At 54.2% G+C, this 15475-nt stretch carries 14 protein-coding genes; 5 read left to right on the top strand and 9 right to left on the bottom strand.

Annotated elements, in window-relative coordinates; all coding sequences use genetic code 11:
• Positions 1-95 precede the first annotated feature (95 nt).
• Entirely contained in the window at positions 96-1583 is a 1488-nt protein-coding gene (locus tag CWR52_RS00885) for a UbiD family decarboxylase (RefSeq protein ID WP_104948527.1), read from the top strand.
• Between the two features lie 73 nt (positions 1584-1656).
• Here CWR52_RS00885 and CWR52_RS00880 read toward each other — a convergent pair whose 3' ends face one another.
• Together CWR52_RS00880 and CWR52_RS00875 are read right to left on the bottom strand one after the other, a co-directional pair.
• The gene (locus CWR52_RS00880; protein ID WP_104948526.1) at positions 1657-2991 is read right to left on the bottom strand and encodes a J domain-containing protein; all 1335 of its coding nucleotides are present in this window, start codon (positions 2989-2991) and stop codon (positions 1657-1659) included.
• Positions 2992-4686: an Hsp70 family protein gene (locus CWR52_RS00875; RefSeq protein WP_104948525.1), complete on the bottom strand. Its 1695-nt coding sequence runs from the start codon at positions 4684-4686 to the stop codon at positions 2992-2994. It abuts the gene before it with no gap.
• 163 nt (positions 4687-4849) lie between these two features.
• Between CWR52_RS00875 and CWR52_RS00870 the strand changes: the two genes are divergently transcribed.
• Together CWR52_RS00870 and CWR52_RS00865 are read left to right on the top strand one after the other, a co-directional pair.
• Positions 4850-5137 carry a VF530 family DNA-binding protein gene (locus tag CWR52_RS00870; protein ID WP_045415848.1) on the top strand — a complete coding sequence of 96 codons (288 nt, stop codon included), beginning with the start codon at positions 4850-4852 and terminating at the stop codon, positions 5135-5137.
• A 7-nt stretch (positions 5138-5144) separates the two neighbouring features.
• The gene (locus CWR52_RS00865; protein ID WP_104948524.1) at positions 5145-6437 is read left to right on the top strand and encodes a glycoside hydrolase family 10 protein; all 1293 of its coding nucleotides are present in this window, start codon (positions 5145-5147) and stop codon (positions 6435-6437) included.
• A gap of 40 nt (positions 6438-6477) precedes the next feature.
• Here CWR52_RS00865 and dsbG read toward each other — a convergent pair whose 3' ends face one another.
• The 6 genes from dsbG to CWR52_RS00835 form a co-directional block, all read right to left on the bottom strand.
• Complete coding sequence (gene dsbG, locus CWR52_RS00860; RefSeq protein ID WP_104948523.1) at positions 6478-7236, bottom strand: thiol:disulfide interchange protein DsbG; 759 nt, start codon at positions 7234-7236, stop codon at positions 6478-6480.
• Positions 7237-7277: 41 nt separating this feature from the next.
• Positions 7278-7889, bottom strand: a complete 612-nt coding sequence (locus CWR52_RS00855; protein WP_104948522.1) for a DsbA family protein — start codon at positions 7887-7889, stop codon at positions 7278-7280.
• Between the two features lie 7 nt (positions 7890-7896).
• Positions 7897-9921 carry a protein-disulfide reductase DsbD family protein gene (locus tag CWR52_RS00850; protein ID WP_104948521.1) on the bottom strand — a complete coding sequence of 675 codons (2025 nt, stop codon included), beginning with the start codon at positions 9919-9921 and terminating at the stop codon, positions 7897-7899.
• A 48-nt stretch (positions 9922-9969) separates the two neighbouring features.
• Positions 9970-10341, bottom strand: a complete 372-nt coding sequence (locus CWR52_RS00845; RefSeq protein WP_104948520.1) for a hypothetical protein — start codon at positions 10339-10341, stop codon at positions 9970-9972.
• A gap of 87 nt (positions 10342-10428) precedes the next feature.
• The gene (locus CWR52_RS00840; RefSeq protein WP_104948519.1) at positions 10429-10989 is read right to left on the bottom strand and encodes an RNA polymerase sigma factor; all 561 of its coding nucleotides are present in this window, start codon (positions 10987-10989) and stop codon (positions 10429-10431) included.
• A 5-nt stretch (positions 10990-10994) separates the two neighbouring features.
• Complete coding sequence (locus CWR52_RS00835) at positions 10995-11414, bottom strand: hypothetical protein (RefSeq protein ID WP_104948518.1); 420 nt, start codon at positions 11412-11414, stop codon at positions 10995-10997.
• Between the two features lie 494 nt (positions 11415-11908).
• Here CWR52_RS00835 and CWR52_RS00830 point away from each other — a divergent pair, with 494 nt between their 5' ends.
• Both CWR52_RS00830 and CWR52_RS00825 read left to right on the top strand, forming a co-directional pair.
• Positions 11909-12952 carry a DUF262 domain-containing protein gene (locus CWR52_RS00830; RefSeq protein WP_104948517.1) on the top strand — a complete coding sequence of 348 codons (1044 nt, stop codon included), beginning with the start codon at positions 11909-11911 and terminating at the stop codon, positions 12950-12952.
• Positions 12949-13617, top strand: a complete 669-nt coding sequence (locus tag CWR52_RS00825) for a HEPN domain-containing protein (RefSeq protein ID WP_129546946.1) — start codon at positions 12949-12951, stop codon at positions 13615-13617. The genes CWR52_RS00830 and CWR52_RS00825 overlap by 4 nt, the downstream gene beginning before the upstream one ends.
• A 233-nt stretch (positions 13618-13850) precedes the next feature.
• On the opposite strand, the gene CWR52_RS00820 is transcribed toward CWR52_RS00825, so the two are convergent.
• Positions 13851-15401 carry a methyl-accepting chemotaxis protein gene (locus CWR52_RS00820; RefSeq protein WP_104948516.1) on the bottom strand — a complete coding sequence of 517 codons (1551 nt, stop codon included), beginning with the start codon at positions 15399-15401 and terminating at the stop codon, positions 13851-13853.
• Between the last annotated feature and the right edge of the window lie 74 nt (positions 15402-15475).

Here is a 15475-nt window from a genome sequence, read left to right as displayed (position 1 = left end):
GATATAAATTTACTTATCAATTTAACAGTAATGATGCAATTGATGCTATTGGTCATTGCCATAAAAATGGAGGTATTCAACCGAGGGAGGAAAATATGGAACACAAGATTAACGATCTCCGCAGCGCCATCGCCTTACTGCAGCGCCACGAAGGGCAATACATTGAAACCGATCATCCGGTCGATCCCAATGCGGAGCTGGCGGGCGTCTATCGCCATATCGGCGCGGGTGGCACGGTCAAACGTCCAACCCGTACGGGCCCGGCCATGATGTTCAACAGCATTAAGGGCTATCCGCACTCCCGCATCTTGGTGGGCATGCACGCCAGCCGCGAGCGCGCGGCGCTGCTTCTGGGCTGCGAGCCCTCTGAACTGGCAAAGCACGTCGGCCAGGCAGTGAAAAAGCCGGTTGCGCCGGTTGTTGTTCCGGCCTCGCAGGCCCCCTGTCAGGAGCAGGTCTTCTACGCTGACGACCCTGACTTCGACCTTCGCAAGCTGCTTCCGGCCCCAACCAACACGCCGATTGATGCGGGTCCGTTCTTCTGTCTGGGGCTGGTGCTGGCAAGCGATCCGGAAGACAGCTCGCTGACGGATGTCACCATCCACCGCCTCTGCGTTCAGGAGCGCGACGAGCTTTCCATGTTCCTTGCCGCCGGGCGCCATATCGAAGTGTTCCGCAAAAAGGCGGAAGAGGCCGGAAAACCGCTGCCGGTGACGATCAACATGGGTCTCGATCCCGCCATCTATATCGGCGCATGCTTTGAGGCCCCTACCACGCCGTTTGGCTATAACGAGTTGGGCGTCGCCGGGGCGCTGCGCCAACAGCCGGTCGAGCTGGTGCAGGGCGTGGCGATCAAAGAGAAAGCCATCGCGCGGGCGGAGATCATCATCGAAGGTGAACTGCTTCCGGGCGTGCGCGTGAGAGAGGATCAGCACACCAACACCGGCCACGCGATGCCGGAGTTCCCGGGTTACTGCGGCGAGGCGAATCCCTCCCTGCCGGTGATCAAAGTGAAAGCCGTGACCATGCGAAACCACGCCATCCTGCAGACGCTGGTGGGACCGGGGGAAGAACATACCACGCTGGCCGGATTGCCGACCGAGGCCAGCATCCGTAATGCCGTTGAAGAGGCAATTCCCGGATTCCTGCAAAACGTCTATGCCCATACCGCGGGCGGCGGTAAGTTCCTCGGAATATTGCAGGTGAAAAAACGCCAGCCGTCAGACGAAGGACGCCAGGGCCAGGCGGCACTCATCGCCTTAGCCACCTATTCGGAGCTGAAGAACATTATTCTGGTCGACGAAGACGTGGATATTTTCGACAGCGACGACATCCTGTGGGCGATGACGACGCGCATGCAGGGCGATGTCAGTATCACCAATATTCCGGGGATCCGCGGCCACCAGCTGGATCCGTCCCAGTCGCCGGATTACAGCACCTCGATTCGCGGCAACGGCATTTCCTGCAAGACGATCTTCGACTGCACGGTGCCGTGGGCGCTGAAGGACCGCTTCGAGCGCGCGCCGTTTATGGAGGTGGATCCGCGTCCATGGGCGCCGGAACTGTTTGCTGATAAAAAATAAGCTTCAGACAAACATAAAAAGGTCACCCGGCTTAAGTCCGGGTGACCTTTATTGTGAGAGCGTCATACCCGGTTCATCTCTCACTAAACTGCTTAATCAGCGCCGCCATAACCGCAGCGCAAATAAAGTAATGAATGAAAAGCCAGAGTAAGCCATACCATGCGAAATTCATCACCTCCAGGATCCGCCATGGACTGGCAAAGAGCCTGCTCATAATGATCCCCGGCAAACGTATCGCCGGTACCTTCTGGCCTGGCCATACTGCCCATACGGCTATCGCTGACAGCAGCAAAAAGATCGCCGTCACCAGAAGTGGTGGCCCCAGACCGGGTGCAGTAATGGCCGAAAGCGCAGCAAAATAGAGTCCGCCAAAGAACCACTGAATAATGATGAGTGAAAACAGGAACTCAATGCCCAAAAAAGCACTGAGCAATCTGGGCCTGGAATGAACACCTATCAGCACCATATCGCTGAAGTAAAGGTAGAAAAAAAGGGTGGCTATCGTAATGGTGCTGACCAGGTTAATGCCCCCTGTGGAGGGTAAAATAGCGCTGAAAAGAAAGCCCCAGAATGCGAATAAGAAAAGACCCGCCGAGGTAATGCCTAAACGGGGTTTCTGCAGAAACGGCTGAATGGCGGGATTCAACCTGGCGAGCGTTTCGGGGAAAAAGTGCAGTAAGTATTGATATCGTGCTGCCATTATCTCAATAAGACCCGGCACTAATCGTATCCAACAGGGGACGTTTTGACGTTCACTTCTGAGCAGCTTAATAGCCACCCTCTCCCGCCATGATCCATGCTTCCCTTCCGCCTCCATTTTCTGCCAGGCACGGAGGATTTCAGTCTGGCGTATCTGATGATTGATGGCGTGCTGAACGTAAAGCGGGATGACATGGCTAAAGTCGTAATCATTTATCCGCCAGTCCAGCGTTTCCGCCACGATATCAAGTTGCGCTTCAGTTAATCCATCCTGCTCAGCCAGTGCAGCGGCAAGACGTTGACTGAAAATTCGTTGTTGTTCAAGGCTTCCTCGCCCGTTAATGCGAGCGGAGAGACGCTTGAGAGAAGCAATACCTGTTATCTCTTCGTTGACGAGCTTATAAGCCAGAGCCGATATTTCCTGTTCCGTGTATAACGCTTCACGCTCTGGTAAGACAACGGCCACGCGTTCGTCAGTTTCTTCCAGACGAACAACCATGGCTGCCGGTTCATCGACAAAAACAGGTTGCGGCCCCTTCTCTTTGCCTTGCTGTGCTAACCGTTTTGCATCATCAAATGCTTCCCGCAGCCGTTGGTAACCCGTGGGGTCGGTATCAGGGCGATTCTTTTTTAACTGGCGGGCATAGGCTCGCCGAATTTCCGATTCATCCTCTGTAGGGGCAATATCAAGAATTTGCCAGATACTCATCTACCTGACCTCTTCGTAGTGATTGAGGAAAAGTTCAACCTCACGTGCGCAACGTTCAATCCGCTGCGGCTCCTGACTCTCAAGCGCCCACTCAAATTCTGTTGTAAGCCGGTCAATGCAGACACGCTCGTCCCCAAGAAGCCGTTCATACAGACGTGAACTGCGAGCCAACAGCGCGACGTTCTCCTTACGATCGCGAGGATGGATTTTGAGTGCAGCGAGCTTTTGCAGGCTATCGGCAATGTGTTCATCGCTCATCTGCCCTGGCACTTTCTCAATAATCAGCCTTGAGATGGCAGGGTTTCCCTGGCACTGGCACTCAACTTCCAGCAAACCATCGAGGGTATAGGTAAAGCGGACATCCAGAGAGACCTCTCCCGCCGGTGCAGGAGGAACATCAATACTCATTTCACCCAGAAAAATATTGTCGCGAACTTTGCGCGCCTCCCCCTGGTAAATCTTCAGTAAGACAGTGCGTTGATTATCTTCAACGGTATTGACAGTCTCCATTTTACTCACGGGTAGAAAGGTATTACGTTCGATGAGTGGCAGGAAAAAGCCCGTCTCAAGACGGTCTAAACTCCGTCGGGCAACTTCAACCCCCAGAGAAAAAGGCATCACGTCCGTGAGAATAATATCCTCCACGGCGACATCAGACATGACCATTCCCGCCTGAACGCCCGCGCCAAGCGCTACGGCTTCATCTGGATGAAGGTCGTAACGTGGGAAGCGGCCGAAAAGACGTGCGACCGTCTGGCGTACGAGTGGCATACGGGTAGCCCCTCCCACCAGCAGGATGTGGTCCAGATCGTGTACCGAGAACCGCGCATCATGGAGAGCCTGCTGAACAGGCACCTGAAGCCGGTTTAAAATCGGTTTGCAGCACTGAGCAAATTGCTCTTCATTCATTAACCAACGCCACTCCGTATCATTCCAGAATAGCGTTGCCTGTGCCTCTGCATACTGGCTAAACGTCAGTTTCATGCTTTCAGCTTTTGCCAGCAGCTCGGCTCTCACCGTATCGGGGGCAGCGTTAAGAGCAGGATGTTGTTGCAACATCCAGTGCAGAATGGCCTCAGAGAAATCATCTCCACCTAACCTTACATCACCGCTGCTGGCACGAACTTCCACCACGCTCTCAAACATATCAATAATGGAAACATCAAATGTCCCGCCGCCAAGATCGAACGTAAGGTATTTTTGTTCGCGGTTTTCCAGTAATCCAAACGCAAGCGACGCAGCTGTAGGTTCGTTTAACAGGCGGATTGCATTCAGTCCTGCCAGGCTCGCAGCATTTTTTACTGCCCGGCGTTGTACATCATTAAAGTAAGCCGGAACGGTAATGATTGCTTCGGAGACGGCCTGACCAAGCCAGACTTCAGCATCTTCTTTGAGCTGGCGAAGCAGCAGAGCGGATAACTCCTCCGCACGAAATTGCCGCTGTCCAAGCGGAAGCTGGACGTCTGTCCCCATAAAACGTTTAAAGCTCGCCTGCGTGAGATGGGGGTGAGTTTGTAAACGATCCCGGGCGGAACGGCCTGTCAGAATATTACCGTCATCGTCAAGACCCACGACGGAAGGAGTCAGAACCTCACCAAATTTATTCGTAACCAGTACTGGCCGCCCCTCAAGCCAAACACTGACCGCGCTGTTTGTTGTGCCGAGATCGATTCCCAGCACCTGATTATGCGTCATCGGTATACCCGTTTTTTATGGTTAGTCTGTTGATTATACAGACAGTTAGAAGGAGCTAATGCCTAAAAAAGGGGGATCTCGATGTTATTGCCGCTTCCCCTGCTTTCTTGTACCCTTTCAGCGTTTACCCCAATCCCCTAAAAATCGAGACATCCGGACGCCTATGACTGCACATATTTCCAAAGATCCTTTGCATGGCGTAACGCTGGAGATGATGGTCAACGCCCTGGTGGCGAAATATGGCTGGAGCGAGTTGGGCGACCGCATCAAAATTAACTGTTTCAGAAAAGACCCCAGCGTTAAATCGAGCCTGAAATTTCTGCGCCGCACCCCATGGGCGCGCGCGGAAGTGGAAGCCCTGTATCTGGACTCTCTCAACGATGAGGGAAATACAGCGCAGGCGGCGCCCGCCTTTAATCCCTGGGCCAACAGTCGGATTATCAAGAGCTAATACGCAAATGACGCGACACGTAAAACGGATCGGTGCGCTGGCTGCCTGCGCGCTTTTACTTGTGAGCTGCTCCTCAAAACCACCGAAATCGCTGGTTACCCCTCTCCCCACCGTCAGCAAACCGACGCCGCAGGCAAACCAGCCGATGCGCGGCATCTGGCTGGCGACCGTCTCGCGTCTCGACTGGCCGCCAGTCGCGTCGGTGAATGGCCGCAGCGCGGACCAGCGCATCGCGATGCAAAAGCAGGCTCTGATCGCAAAGCTCGACAACCTTAAGCAACTCGGCATCAACACGGTCTTTTTCCAGGTGAAGCCGGACAGCACGGCTCTCTGGTCATCGAAGATTCTCCCGTGGTCGGATATGCTGACGGGCAACATCGGTGAGTATCCGGGGTACGATCCGCTGCAGTTTATGCTCGATGAAGCGCACAAGCGCGGCATGAAGGTCCATGCCTGGTTCAACCCCTATCGCGTGTCGACCAACACCAAACCGTCCACCATCGCCGCGCTAAACCGAACCGCCTATCAGACCCCGTCCAGCGTCTATGTTCAGCATCCGGAGTGGGTGCGCATCTCAGGCGACCGCTTTGTGCTTGATCCGGGCATTCCCGAGGTGCGGGACTGGATAACCAAAGTGGTGACCGAAGTGGTGGCGAACTACCCGGTAGACGGCGTGCAGTTTGACGATTACTTCTATACCGAAACGCCGGGCTCCTCGCTGAATGATTCGCAGACCTGGCGGCAGTACGGCCAGGGATTTGCCTCAAAAGCCGACTGGCGAAGGCACAACACGCAGCAGCTGATTGTCCAGGTCTCCCGCGCGATCAAGCAGACAAAGCCCGACGTTGAGTTTGGCGTCAGCCCGGCGGGGGTATGGCGTAACCGCTCCTTTGACCCGGCAGGCTCCGACACACGGGGCGCCGCGGCCTATGATGAATCCTTCGCCGATACGCGTCAGTGGGTGCAGCAGGGCCTGCTGGACTACATCGCGCCGCAGATTTACTGGCCCTTCTCACGGGATGCCGCCCGCTACGACGTGCTGACCAGATGGTGGGCCGACGTTGTGAAGCCGACCCACACGCGCCTGTATATCGGCATTGCGTTCTATAAGGTGGGCGAACCGTCAAGAAACGAGCCGGACTGGACGGTTCAGGGCGGCGTGCCGGAGTTGAAAAAGCAGCTCGATCTCAACGATTCACTGCCCAACGTCAACGGCACCATCCTGTTCCGGGAAGATTACCTGAACCAGCCGCAGACCCAGCAGGCGGTAAACTACCTCCGTGGACGCTGGGGTAGCTAAGTAATGATCAGGCAGAAACGCCCGTTTCTGCCTGTTTTTTTTACGGCTTCGGCCCAAACATCGCCTCGAGCTGCTGCGCATCCGGCATCCCCACCACCTGCTGCAGCTCGTTTTCCGCATTCAGATAATAAATAGCCGGCGTGGCGTTAGCGCCCAGGCTGTCCATCAGCGCCTGATGTTTCTGCAGTATCGCTACCGTTTCGCGGGAAGCCTCGCCTTCAGGTTTGGGCAGTTTTTTGCCGCCGGAGAGCTCATATTCGCGCCAGGCCGAAACCGGATCTTTCGCATTCAGGATCGCGGCGGCGTTACGTCCGCTGTTGGGGTTGAGAAACGCCACCAGCAGCGTATTGAGCTGAACCTTACCGGCCTTGACCCACGGCTGCGCTTCGGCCCAGAACTGCTTGCAGTACGGACAGAACGGATCGGCAAAGACAAAAACCTTACGCGGGGCGTTATCCGCCCCTTCTTTCAGGGGATGCGCCGCAGTGAGGGTCTTCCACATTTCACGTCCCATTGGGGCGTAGATCTCTTTCTGGAAATAACCTTCGCTGAGGTTTTTTCCTTTGTCATCGTACAGATAGCCCGAAATGACGTGTTTGCCGTCCGGGGTTAAAAAGAGCGTGACGCCCATATCCTGATACTGCCCCAGCCAGGCTGGCGCCCCGCCCGGCGCATCCAGCTTCTTGATGATTTTGATGTTCTGCTGCTCGCTGAAGTGCTTCACCACATCTGGTATGGCTTCAGCCGCCTGTACCAGCCCTGACGTCGCCAGCGCCGAAAGTAACAGTAATTTTTTCATTTCCCTCTCCGGTTTGTCGGGGGCATTTCGCCCCCTTCAGGTTAGCGGTTTTTCAGTGCTTCACTGACCATTTCGTCGAATTGTTCGAACGGTACCCAGCCGGGAAGCAGCCCCTCGCCGATAAGCGTGGCGGGCGTGCCCTGGATCCCCATTTTTTCCGCCACAATGAGGCTGCGCCTGATCGTCAGAAAACTCTCCTCGTCCGGCGTCGTCACGCTCACGCCCGCCCGTTTTTGCGCCTCCTGAATGCTGGCGTCATCGTGGTACCCCTTTTTCGCCATCAGGGTGTGGTTCAGCTTCATAAACTGCTCAGGATGCGCACGCCAGACGGTTAACGCGTCTCGCGCGGCGGTCAGCGAACTTTCCGAGCGGAAAGGTAAAAACTTAAAGACCACCGCCAAGTCCGGGTGTTTTTCGACAATCTTATCCAGGTACGGATCGAATTTTTTACAGTACGGGCAGTTGTAGTCGGTAAAGACCACCAGGGTGAGCTTTGGGTTTTTCGCGCCGATGCGCGGGGAGTTTGGATCGTTAAACAGGAAATCAGCGATCATCTTCTGCGCGCGCTGCTCCTGGTCCGGCGTCAGTGGCTGCGCGGCGAATACCTGAAGCGGGGCCAGCAGGAGCAGAAGCGTAATAAGGAATTTTTTCATGACACAGTTAGCCTTTTGCATTGTTCAGGGTGGTGACCAGGGTGCGCTTGTCCAGCAGCGGCGAGAGGATCTCGCCATCAGGCAGGCCGGGGCCATACACCGCGTTAAACGGAATGGCGTAGCGGTTTCGCTTCGCCAGAAAATCCGCGATAAACGCGGACGGCTGGCTCCAGTCACCGCGCAGGGCCACCACGTCCGGCTGGCGAAGCGCGGCAATAACCTCCGGCTGACTGAGTACGCGGTGCTCGTTAACTTTACAGGTCACGCACCAGTCCGCGGAGATATCCACAAACACCCGTTTTCCCTGCGCCAGCGCCTGCTCAATGGCCTCTTCACTGAGCGGCTGCCACGGGACGGTTTGCGCAACGTTTTGTGCCGGATCGTCAGACGGCGCGTTAAGCAGACCGCGCAGCTGATAGCCGCCGAACGCCGACAGCGCGATGACCACCACCCAGAACAGCGGCGAAGATTTTTGCCCTTTCAGTGCGAACAACGCGAGCGCGAGGACGATCAAAACAAGCATAACGATTTTCGTGACAGTGTCACCAATATGCAGATTAAGCAGCGACAACAGCCAGAAGCTGGAGGCCAGCATCATCAGGCCGAGGATGACCCTGAGCGTGTTCATCCAGCGGCCAGGTTTCGGCAACAGCATGGCCGTTTTCGGCACCAGGGCAACGAACAGCCACGGCAGGCTCATGCCCACGCCGAGCATCAGGAAGATTAGCCACAGGGCGTGCAGCGGCGCGCCAAGGGCAAAGGCGACCGCCGTACCGAGGAACGGCGCGGAGCACGGCGTCGCCAGCAGCGTGGCGAACATTCCTTCGCAGAAACTGCCGCCGATCCCCGATCCCCCTGCCGTCGCCAGCCGTCCGGCGGCAGAAGAAGGCAGCAGCATTTCAAACGTTCCAAACAGGTTCAGTGCAAACAGGAAGGTGACGGCGACCATCAGGCCGATAAACCACGGGTTCTGAAACTGAATGCCCCACCCCAGCGACGCTCCGGCCAGCTTCAGCGCGGTGACCATCCCGGCCAGCAGCATAAAGGAGGTGAGGATCCCGGCGCTGGTGGCCAGGAAGCGCAGCCGGATGGCACGCCTGTCCGTTCCCGCCAGCAGGATGCTGTTAAGCTTCATGCCCATCACCGGCAGCACGCAGGGCATCAGGTTCAGGATCAGCCCGCCTAATAGCGCAAAGAGCACCATTTTACCCGTCCCGTCCGGTGCGGAGGTCTCTTCGGGTGTTGTCCCAACGGTCATGGTGGTTTGCTGAGCCCGATCGCCGTTGGTCAGCACAAACGACAGCCTCTTGCCTTCCAGCGAGGCGGGTTTGTCTCCCCATTCGTCGGTCACGGGAACCGTCACCCGAAGCGCAGTGCCGTCGTGTTTAATAACCGGTTCGCCGGGCAGAATATCGCCCTCCAGCGGGTCAAAGTAGATCCCCGGATTGTCCCATTTCCCGTCCGTGGTGCCGGTAATCACCAGCTTGTCGCCAGAGAGCCAGGCGGAAAGATCCGACGACACGCCTGATGAGCCCGGCACGGCGCGCATCGCTTGCTCGAAGGCGCTGCGGAAGTCCTCATCCACCGGCTGGGTAAAATCAAGATGCAGCGGGTAGTCCGTCAGCAGGCAGACGTTGCTGCACGTGGAGAGCGTGAGCGTCCCGTCGAGCGTGTCGCCCTTCACCCCGTCGAGAACGATCGGGATAGTGACCTTATCGTGATAGCCCTGCGTCGTCATGCCGGAGATATCGAAACGCGACGGTACCGGCCAGGACCAGCTGTCCTTTACGCCGTCCGGCCAGCTGATTTTCGGGGCCACGCCGCCCTCGCCCGGCGATCGCCAGTAGGTTTTCCAGCCGGGCTTTAGCTCAACGGTGAGCAGGCCCTTAATGTGCGCTTGTTCCCTCTCCGCCTGAAAGCGGATGCGGGCGTGATCGTTTTGTGGGGAGACCCGCCAGTCGGTGTCCGCCGCATGGACAATGCCGATGCAGGACAGCCACAGGAAGACGAATCCCCTGAAGAGGTTAACCATGTTGTACTCCGTGAACAGTGAAAAATTATCGTGCGGTGACGATGTTTTTCATTCACGGAAAACGCAGTTTTTCAGGTGTATTCGGGGAGGCGGCGCCTGAACGGGCTGTTCCGCAGGAGCCATTGCCCGCCCTTGCGTAAACAACTGCAGCAGCGCGAAGAAGATAATAATGGCCGGTAATGCACCGTCGAAGAACAGCGGCTGGGCGCAGAGAAGCGAGTGCGCGCCGAGCTGACACGGCGACGGGCCGGGTTGTTCAGTGTTGCTGGTTTGAGCCGGGGCATCTGCACTCAGCGAAATCTGCGGATCCAGTCCTTGTAAAAAATGGTTGAGCATCACCGCACGCTGCACGAGGCAAAGCGCCATCGCGAGACAGGTGATAATCAAAAGCCATTTTCCGAGGAGCTGACGGTTGCGCATAACATTCCAGAGTGACAAGACGCCCCGATCATAAACGATAGTGATGAATCTACAAGTGCCGGAAGTGTAAGGTTTTGTCTGTCGCCGCTATTCACCCGTCAGCGCGTCATAGACGTCCCGCAGCCGCGTGCGCAGAAACAGCACCGCCTTGTGCTTGCGGGATAACAGCGCCTGTTCGCTGGCGCCGGTCTCCTCTGCCAGCATTTTAATGCTGTAGCCGTGGAGCTCGGTCTTTTCCAATACCTCCCGCTGCGGCGGCGGGAGTTCTGACAGCGCCTGGCCCAGCTCTTCCCACAGCAGCGTCTTGAGGTACTCCTCCTCCGGCGTGTGCGGTACGCCGAACAGGGTTTCGGCCAGCTCGTCTTCCGGATAACCGTCATCGTCTTCACCCGTAAAATAGCCGGAGAGCGACACCTCGCGCTTTTTACGCGCCCGGTCGGTCATTTCGTTACGCGCCGCGCGGAACAGCCAGGCGGCGACGTTTTCGACCGGCTGCTCCACTTTCATCAGCTGATACGTCACTTCCTGCAAAATGTCGTCGGCATCATCGCGCACGGACGTCCGCCCGCGAATAAAGGCTTTCAGCCGGGCCCGGCAGGCATTGAGCGCCGACATCAGCATGGATCCGCCCGCCTCCCCGGCTTTCATCTCGCTCACTCTGCGTCAGGCGCTTTTGACGTGGCTTCATCGCGCTTATCATCACGATGACCGTGCCAGCCGCAATGGCCGCGACCGTGGCGACCGAAGCCTTCACGGCGCTGCTGAATAAACGCTTCGCGCTGTTCTGGTGTCATGTTCATCCAGCGCTCGTGCATGCGGCGGTGCGCGCCAAACATTCCGGGGCGGAAACCTAACCCGCCAAACAGAATGCGGCTCAGCACCAGAATGCCCAGCGCCTGCCAGAATCCGATGGCCTTCACGCCCAGGATCGCCGGAAGCAAGGCGTTCCACAGGGACATCACCAGCAGGCCGAGCACGATGAAAATCACCGCGCCGATGACTAAGCCCTTGCCCATACGGTGGCGACCAAATCCGCGCCCGTGACCTCTGCCGTGCAGTTCAAAATCTCTCATGGTGTTTACCTCGTTTGCAGTAACTGATTATGGCGTGTGATGAGGTAGACGGATGAGGGAGGGAAATATTGCTGGGGTGAATAAAATTTTTTTGTGCTGTCGGATTTGGACTCATAGCTGTTAGAGCTGGCGGGCGCTATGAGTCTCCTTCAGGCCATCATTTTTTGCGAAAGATTCGCTTAACGAATGCGATAGAGATGACTGCCTGTATGATTATTGCTAACGCATGTTCGTTCCTGATAATAGCACCGTCAGGAATTTGACATATAGGGTATCGCGAGACAGGCAACGCATGATTGTCATCAGAGAAAGCAGAGCAGCCCACAGGTGGTGGCAAGTATAAGGTACCAGTTCTTCCACAGCCGGAACTCTTCAGTGGGCAACTTAACGTCAAGAACATAAGCTCATCAGTAAAAGTTTTAGTCTTAGAGTATCGTCTTTTTCGATTGATTTTGTTATAGTTTAGATTATTTAATTATGTCGAGTTTATAACTATGAATTTTTCAGACGCTCTTGCAGAAATACAGAAAGAAAGGCGAGCAGTTGGGTTTGATACCTATGATATTACTATCAAACAACTTGTAGATATGGTCGCAGAAAACAATATTAATGTTTCTCCTGACTATCAAAGACGTTTTGTATGGGATGCCACTAGGCAGTCACAATTAGTGGAATCAATTTTTCTTGGGATTCCTATTCCAAATATATTCATGGCAACCAATCCTGATGCATCATGGGAGGTAATTGATGGTTTACAGCGAATTACCACAATTCTGCGATTTGTCTCATCCGAACTCGCTATTATCGATGGGAAAAATCTAGGCCCTTTAGTCCTTAAAGGTTTAGAAAAAACACCCTCTCTCAATGGTGTTTCCTTTGACGACATGCCAAATAATTTGAAGCTAAACTTTTTAACTCGCCCACTTCGAATTACAGTTTTAAATGATCAGAGTGATTTTCAAGTTCGGTTTGATTTATTCGAAAGGCTAAACACTGGCGGTATAATTCTTCATGATCAAGAAATCCGCAACTGTGTTTTTCGCGGTCGTTTTTCAGATTTCATCAAGGAATGTGTAAAAAACCCCGACTTTGATGCCGTGATTAAGAGAAGTGATAAAAATGGCAGAGGTAATTTAGAAGAGTTAGCATTAAAATTTTTCGCCTACTTTGAGGATAGATCTTTATTTAAACACTCCGTGAAGGAATTCCTTAATGACTATATGGAGAAAAAAACGAAATCTTTTGTGAACGAAAACGACTTGCGCGATATTTTCCAACGTACCTTTTCGCAAATCAGACAAGCCTTACCGAACGGTATTGTTCGTATGAATCGTTTAAATTCAACGCCTTTGGTTCTTTTCGAAGCGATAGCAGTTGGAGTTGCAGATATTCTTTCCGCTGGCAATCAAGTTGATGTGAATGAACTGAACATATTGTTAGAAGATGCAACACTTAAAGACTTGACAACCGGTGCAACAAACAGCTTGCCTAAACTTAATGGAAGAATAGATTTAGTATCTCAGCGGGCAGCTATATGAGTTTTGAAAATGCCCAAATTGAAGTAAGAGATAGGTTTGCAGAGGCAAATTCACTTTTGATTTTTTTACGTGAAAATGGCCCCGAACCGCTTCAACCGACAAGTGATAATATAAAGTCACTCAAAGGGTTATGGATTGTTTCTATTTACTCAGCTGTTGAACGCTCTGTGAATGCAATAATTGAAGCTGCTATTGAAGTGATTTCAGGACATAACAATCGAAGCATAGATTGTATCGCTTCGCTTCATAGTATATTCCATTTTAGTGAAATCAAATCCATAAATGAGTGTGGAAAAAACAAAATATTTGATAAGTCGATCTCTTTATTCCAAGCGACCCTTAGCGAGACTGTATTAAGAATAACTGATAATCCCTTAGCAGAGAGTTTGCAAAACGTTGACGCTAAAACTATGGCTTGGGTTCTCGGACTTTTTGGAGCCCCAGGGTTTAATATATCTCCTGCATCAATAGGTCGAGTGAATGCCTTACGTGAGCGACGGAATGCAGTTGCACATGGCCGAGAAAGTGCTGCTGAAGTGGGAGAGCGATATTCTCTCGAAGAGTTAACTAACATTTATAATGCTGCTGATGAAGCAATTATGGCATTTTATCTTTGTTTAAGTGAACACTGTATAAACCAACGTTATCTAAAAATCATTAGGTAACGTTGATTCATTGGCGCCCCTTATCAATCGGCATTATTGTTTCGGAGGTACTCAATAACCCTTTTTAATACTAACATTTTTCCTGCTTTATCCATCATGCTAATATTCGGCTACGGCTCACGCGGTCACGTATCAACCGGCACGAAAAATCAGGCTGTATAAATTTACCCATAGGCCACGCGACACGAGTAGCACCTTTTTAAAAGGCCCCCTGTGGAGCCTCCCTAACTAAATCAAGCCTGCAACGGCAACCTAAAACTCGAAATACTCCGTGAAAGCTGCTGCGCCTGCTCTTCCAGCGAGGCCGCTGCCGCAGCGGACTGCTGCACCAGCGCGGCGTTCTGCTGGGTGACGCCATCCATCTCGGTCACCGCCTGCCCGACCTGGCCGATCCCGCGGCTCTGCTCTTCAGAGGCGACGGAGATCTGCTCCATCAGCGTATTCACTTTATTCACCGATGAAATGATCGAGTCAATCACCTCGCCCGAGCGGCTCACCAGCTCCGCACCGTTTTTCACGCTGGAGACCGACTGCGCGATCAGGCTTTCGATGTCTTTAGCCGCCACCGCACTTTTCTGCGCCAGCGTGCGCACTTCGCTGGCCACGACCGCAAAGCCGCGGCCCTGCGTGCCGGCGCGCGCCGCTTCAACCGCCGCGTTCAGCGCCAGGATGTTGGTCTGGAAGGCGATGCTGTTAATCACGCTGGTGATGTCTTCAATGCGCTTCGAGTTCGCCGCGATGGTATTCATCGTGTCGATGACTTCACGGGTTACCGCTTCACCGGTGTGGGCATTTTTCACCGCGTCCTGCACCAGTTTCCCGGCCTGATACACATTATCGGTGTTGTTCGCCACCGTCGCGCTCAGCTCTTCCATGCTGGCCGCCGTCTGGGTTAACGCCGAAGCCTGCTGCTCGGTGCGTGACGCCAGGTCGATATTCCCGGAGGCAATCTCCTGGGCAGCGTGCGTTACGGTATGGCTCGCATCGCGCACCTGGGCGATGGTCGCCAGCAGCGCCTGACGCATCTGCTCCATCGAGCCCATCAGATGGTCGATTTCGTTGCCTGTACTCCCCTTCACCGGCACCGGAATGTCCAGCTTGCCTGCTGCAATCTGGCTGCAGTGCTCGCGCGCCAGGTTAACCGGCGCAAAGACAAAGCGCTTCATCAGCAGGCTGACGGCGACAATCACCACCACAAACAGGCTGGCGATAGCGGCAATGATCGCCAGGCCAGAGACGAAGTTACTGCTCGCATCCTCGTTCAGGCTTTTGGCGTATTTCTGGTGGACGGAAAGCACCTGATCGAGAACGATCTCGTACTGGCGGTCGAGGCGGGAGACTTCCGGGATCAGCGCGTTGAATTTAGCAACATCGTGCGCCTCGGCGGCATCGATCAGCGGTGCCAGCCCCTGGTTGCGGTAGTTTTGCCAGGCGTCCTGATAGGCAGTGACCAGCGACGCTTCATCGCTCAGGCGCGGCGACGCCATAAAGGCCGCAAAGGCGTGGTCCGCTTTGGTCAACGCCTCTTTCACGGCGGTAAGCTTTGCAGCGCCGTCCGCCGCGTTGCCCGCTTCCACCATCTTCACATACTCCATCACCCGCACGCGCAGCGTACGGCTGTGGTTAATAGGGTCAATAATGGACAGCACAACCTGGATCTCTTTGTTGACGTTATCCAGCGAATTATTACTTTTAATGATGAGGCCAACGCTGGTGACGGTGCTGACAACAAAGAAGAAAAGCAGCGAGAACAGGACAATCAGGGACGACTTTTTCAACGACATAAACCAATACCTCAAGGAGAATTATTCCTTATGGTTATCGGCCATTCCAAAACTTAAATTAATTAAAGTTATTG

The sequence above is a fragment of the Enterobacter sp. SGAir0187 genome, assembly GCF_002952735.2.
Taxonomy (GTDB): Bacteria; Pseudomonadota; Gammaproteobacteria; order Enterobacterales; family Enterobacteriaceae; genus Enterobacter; species Enterobacter quasiroggenkampii.
The sequence above is the reverse complement of the archived record's forward strand: the minus strand, read 5'-3'. Positions and strand labels throughout refer to the sequence as shown.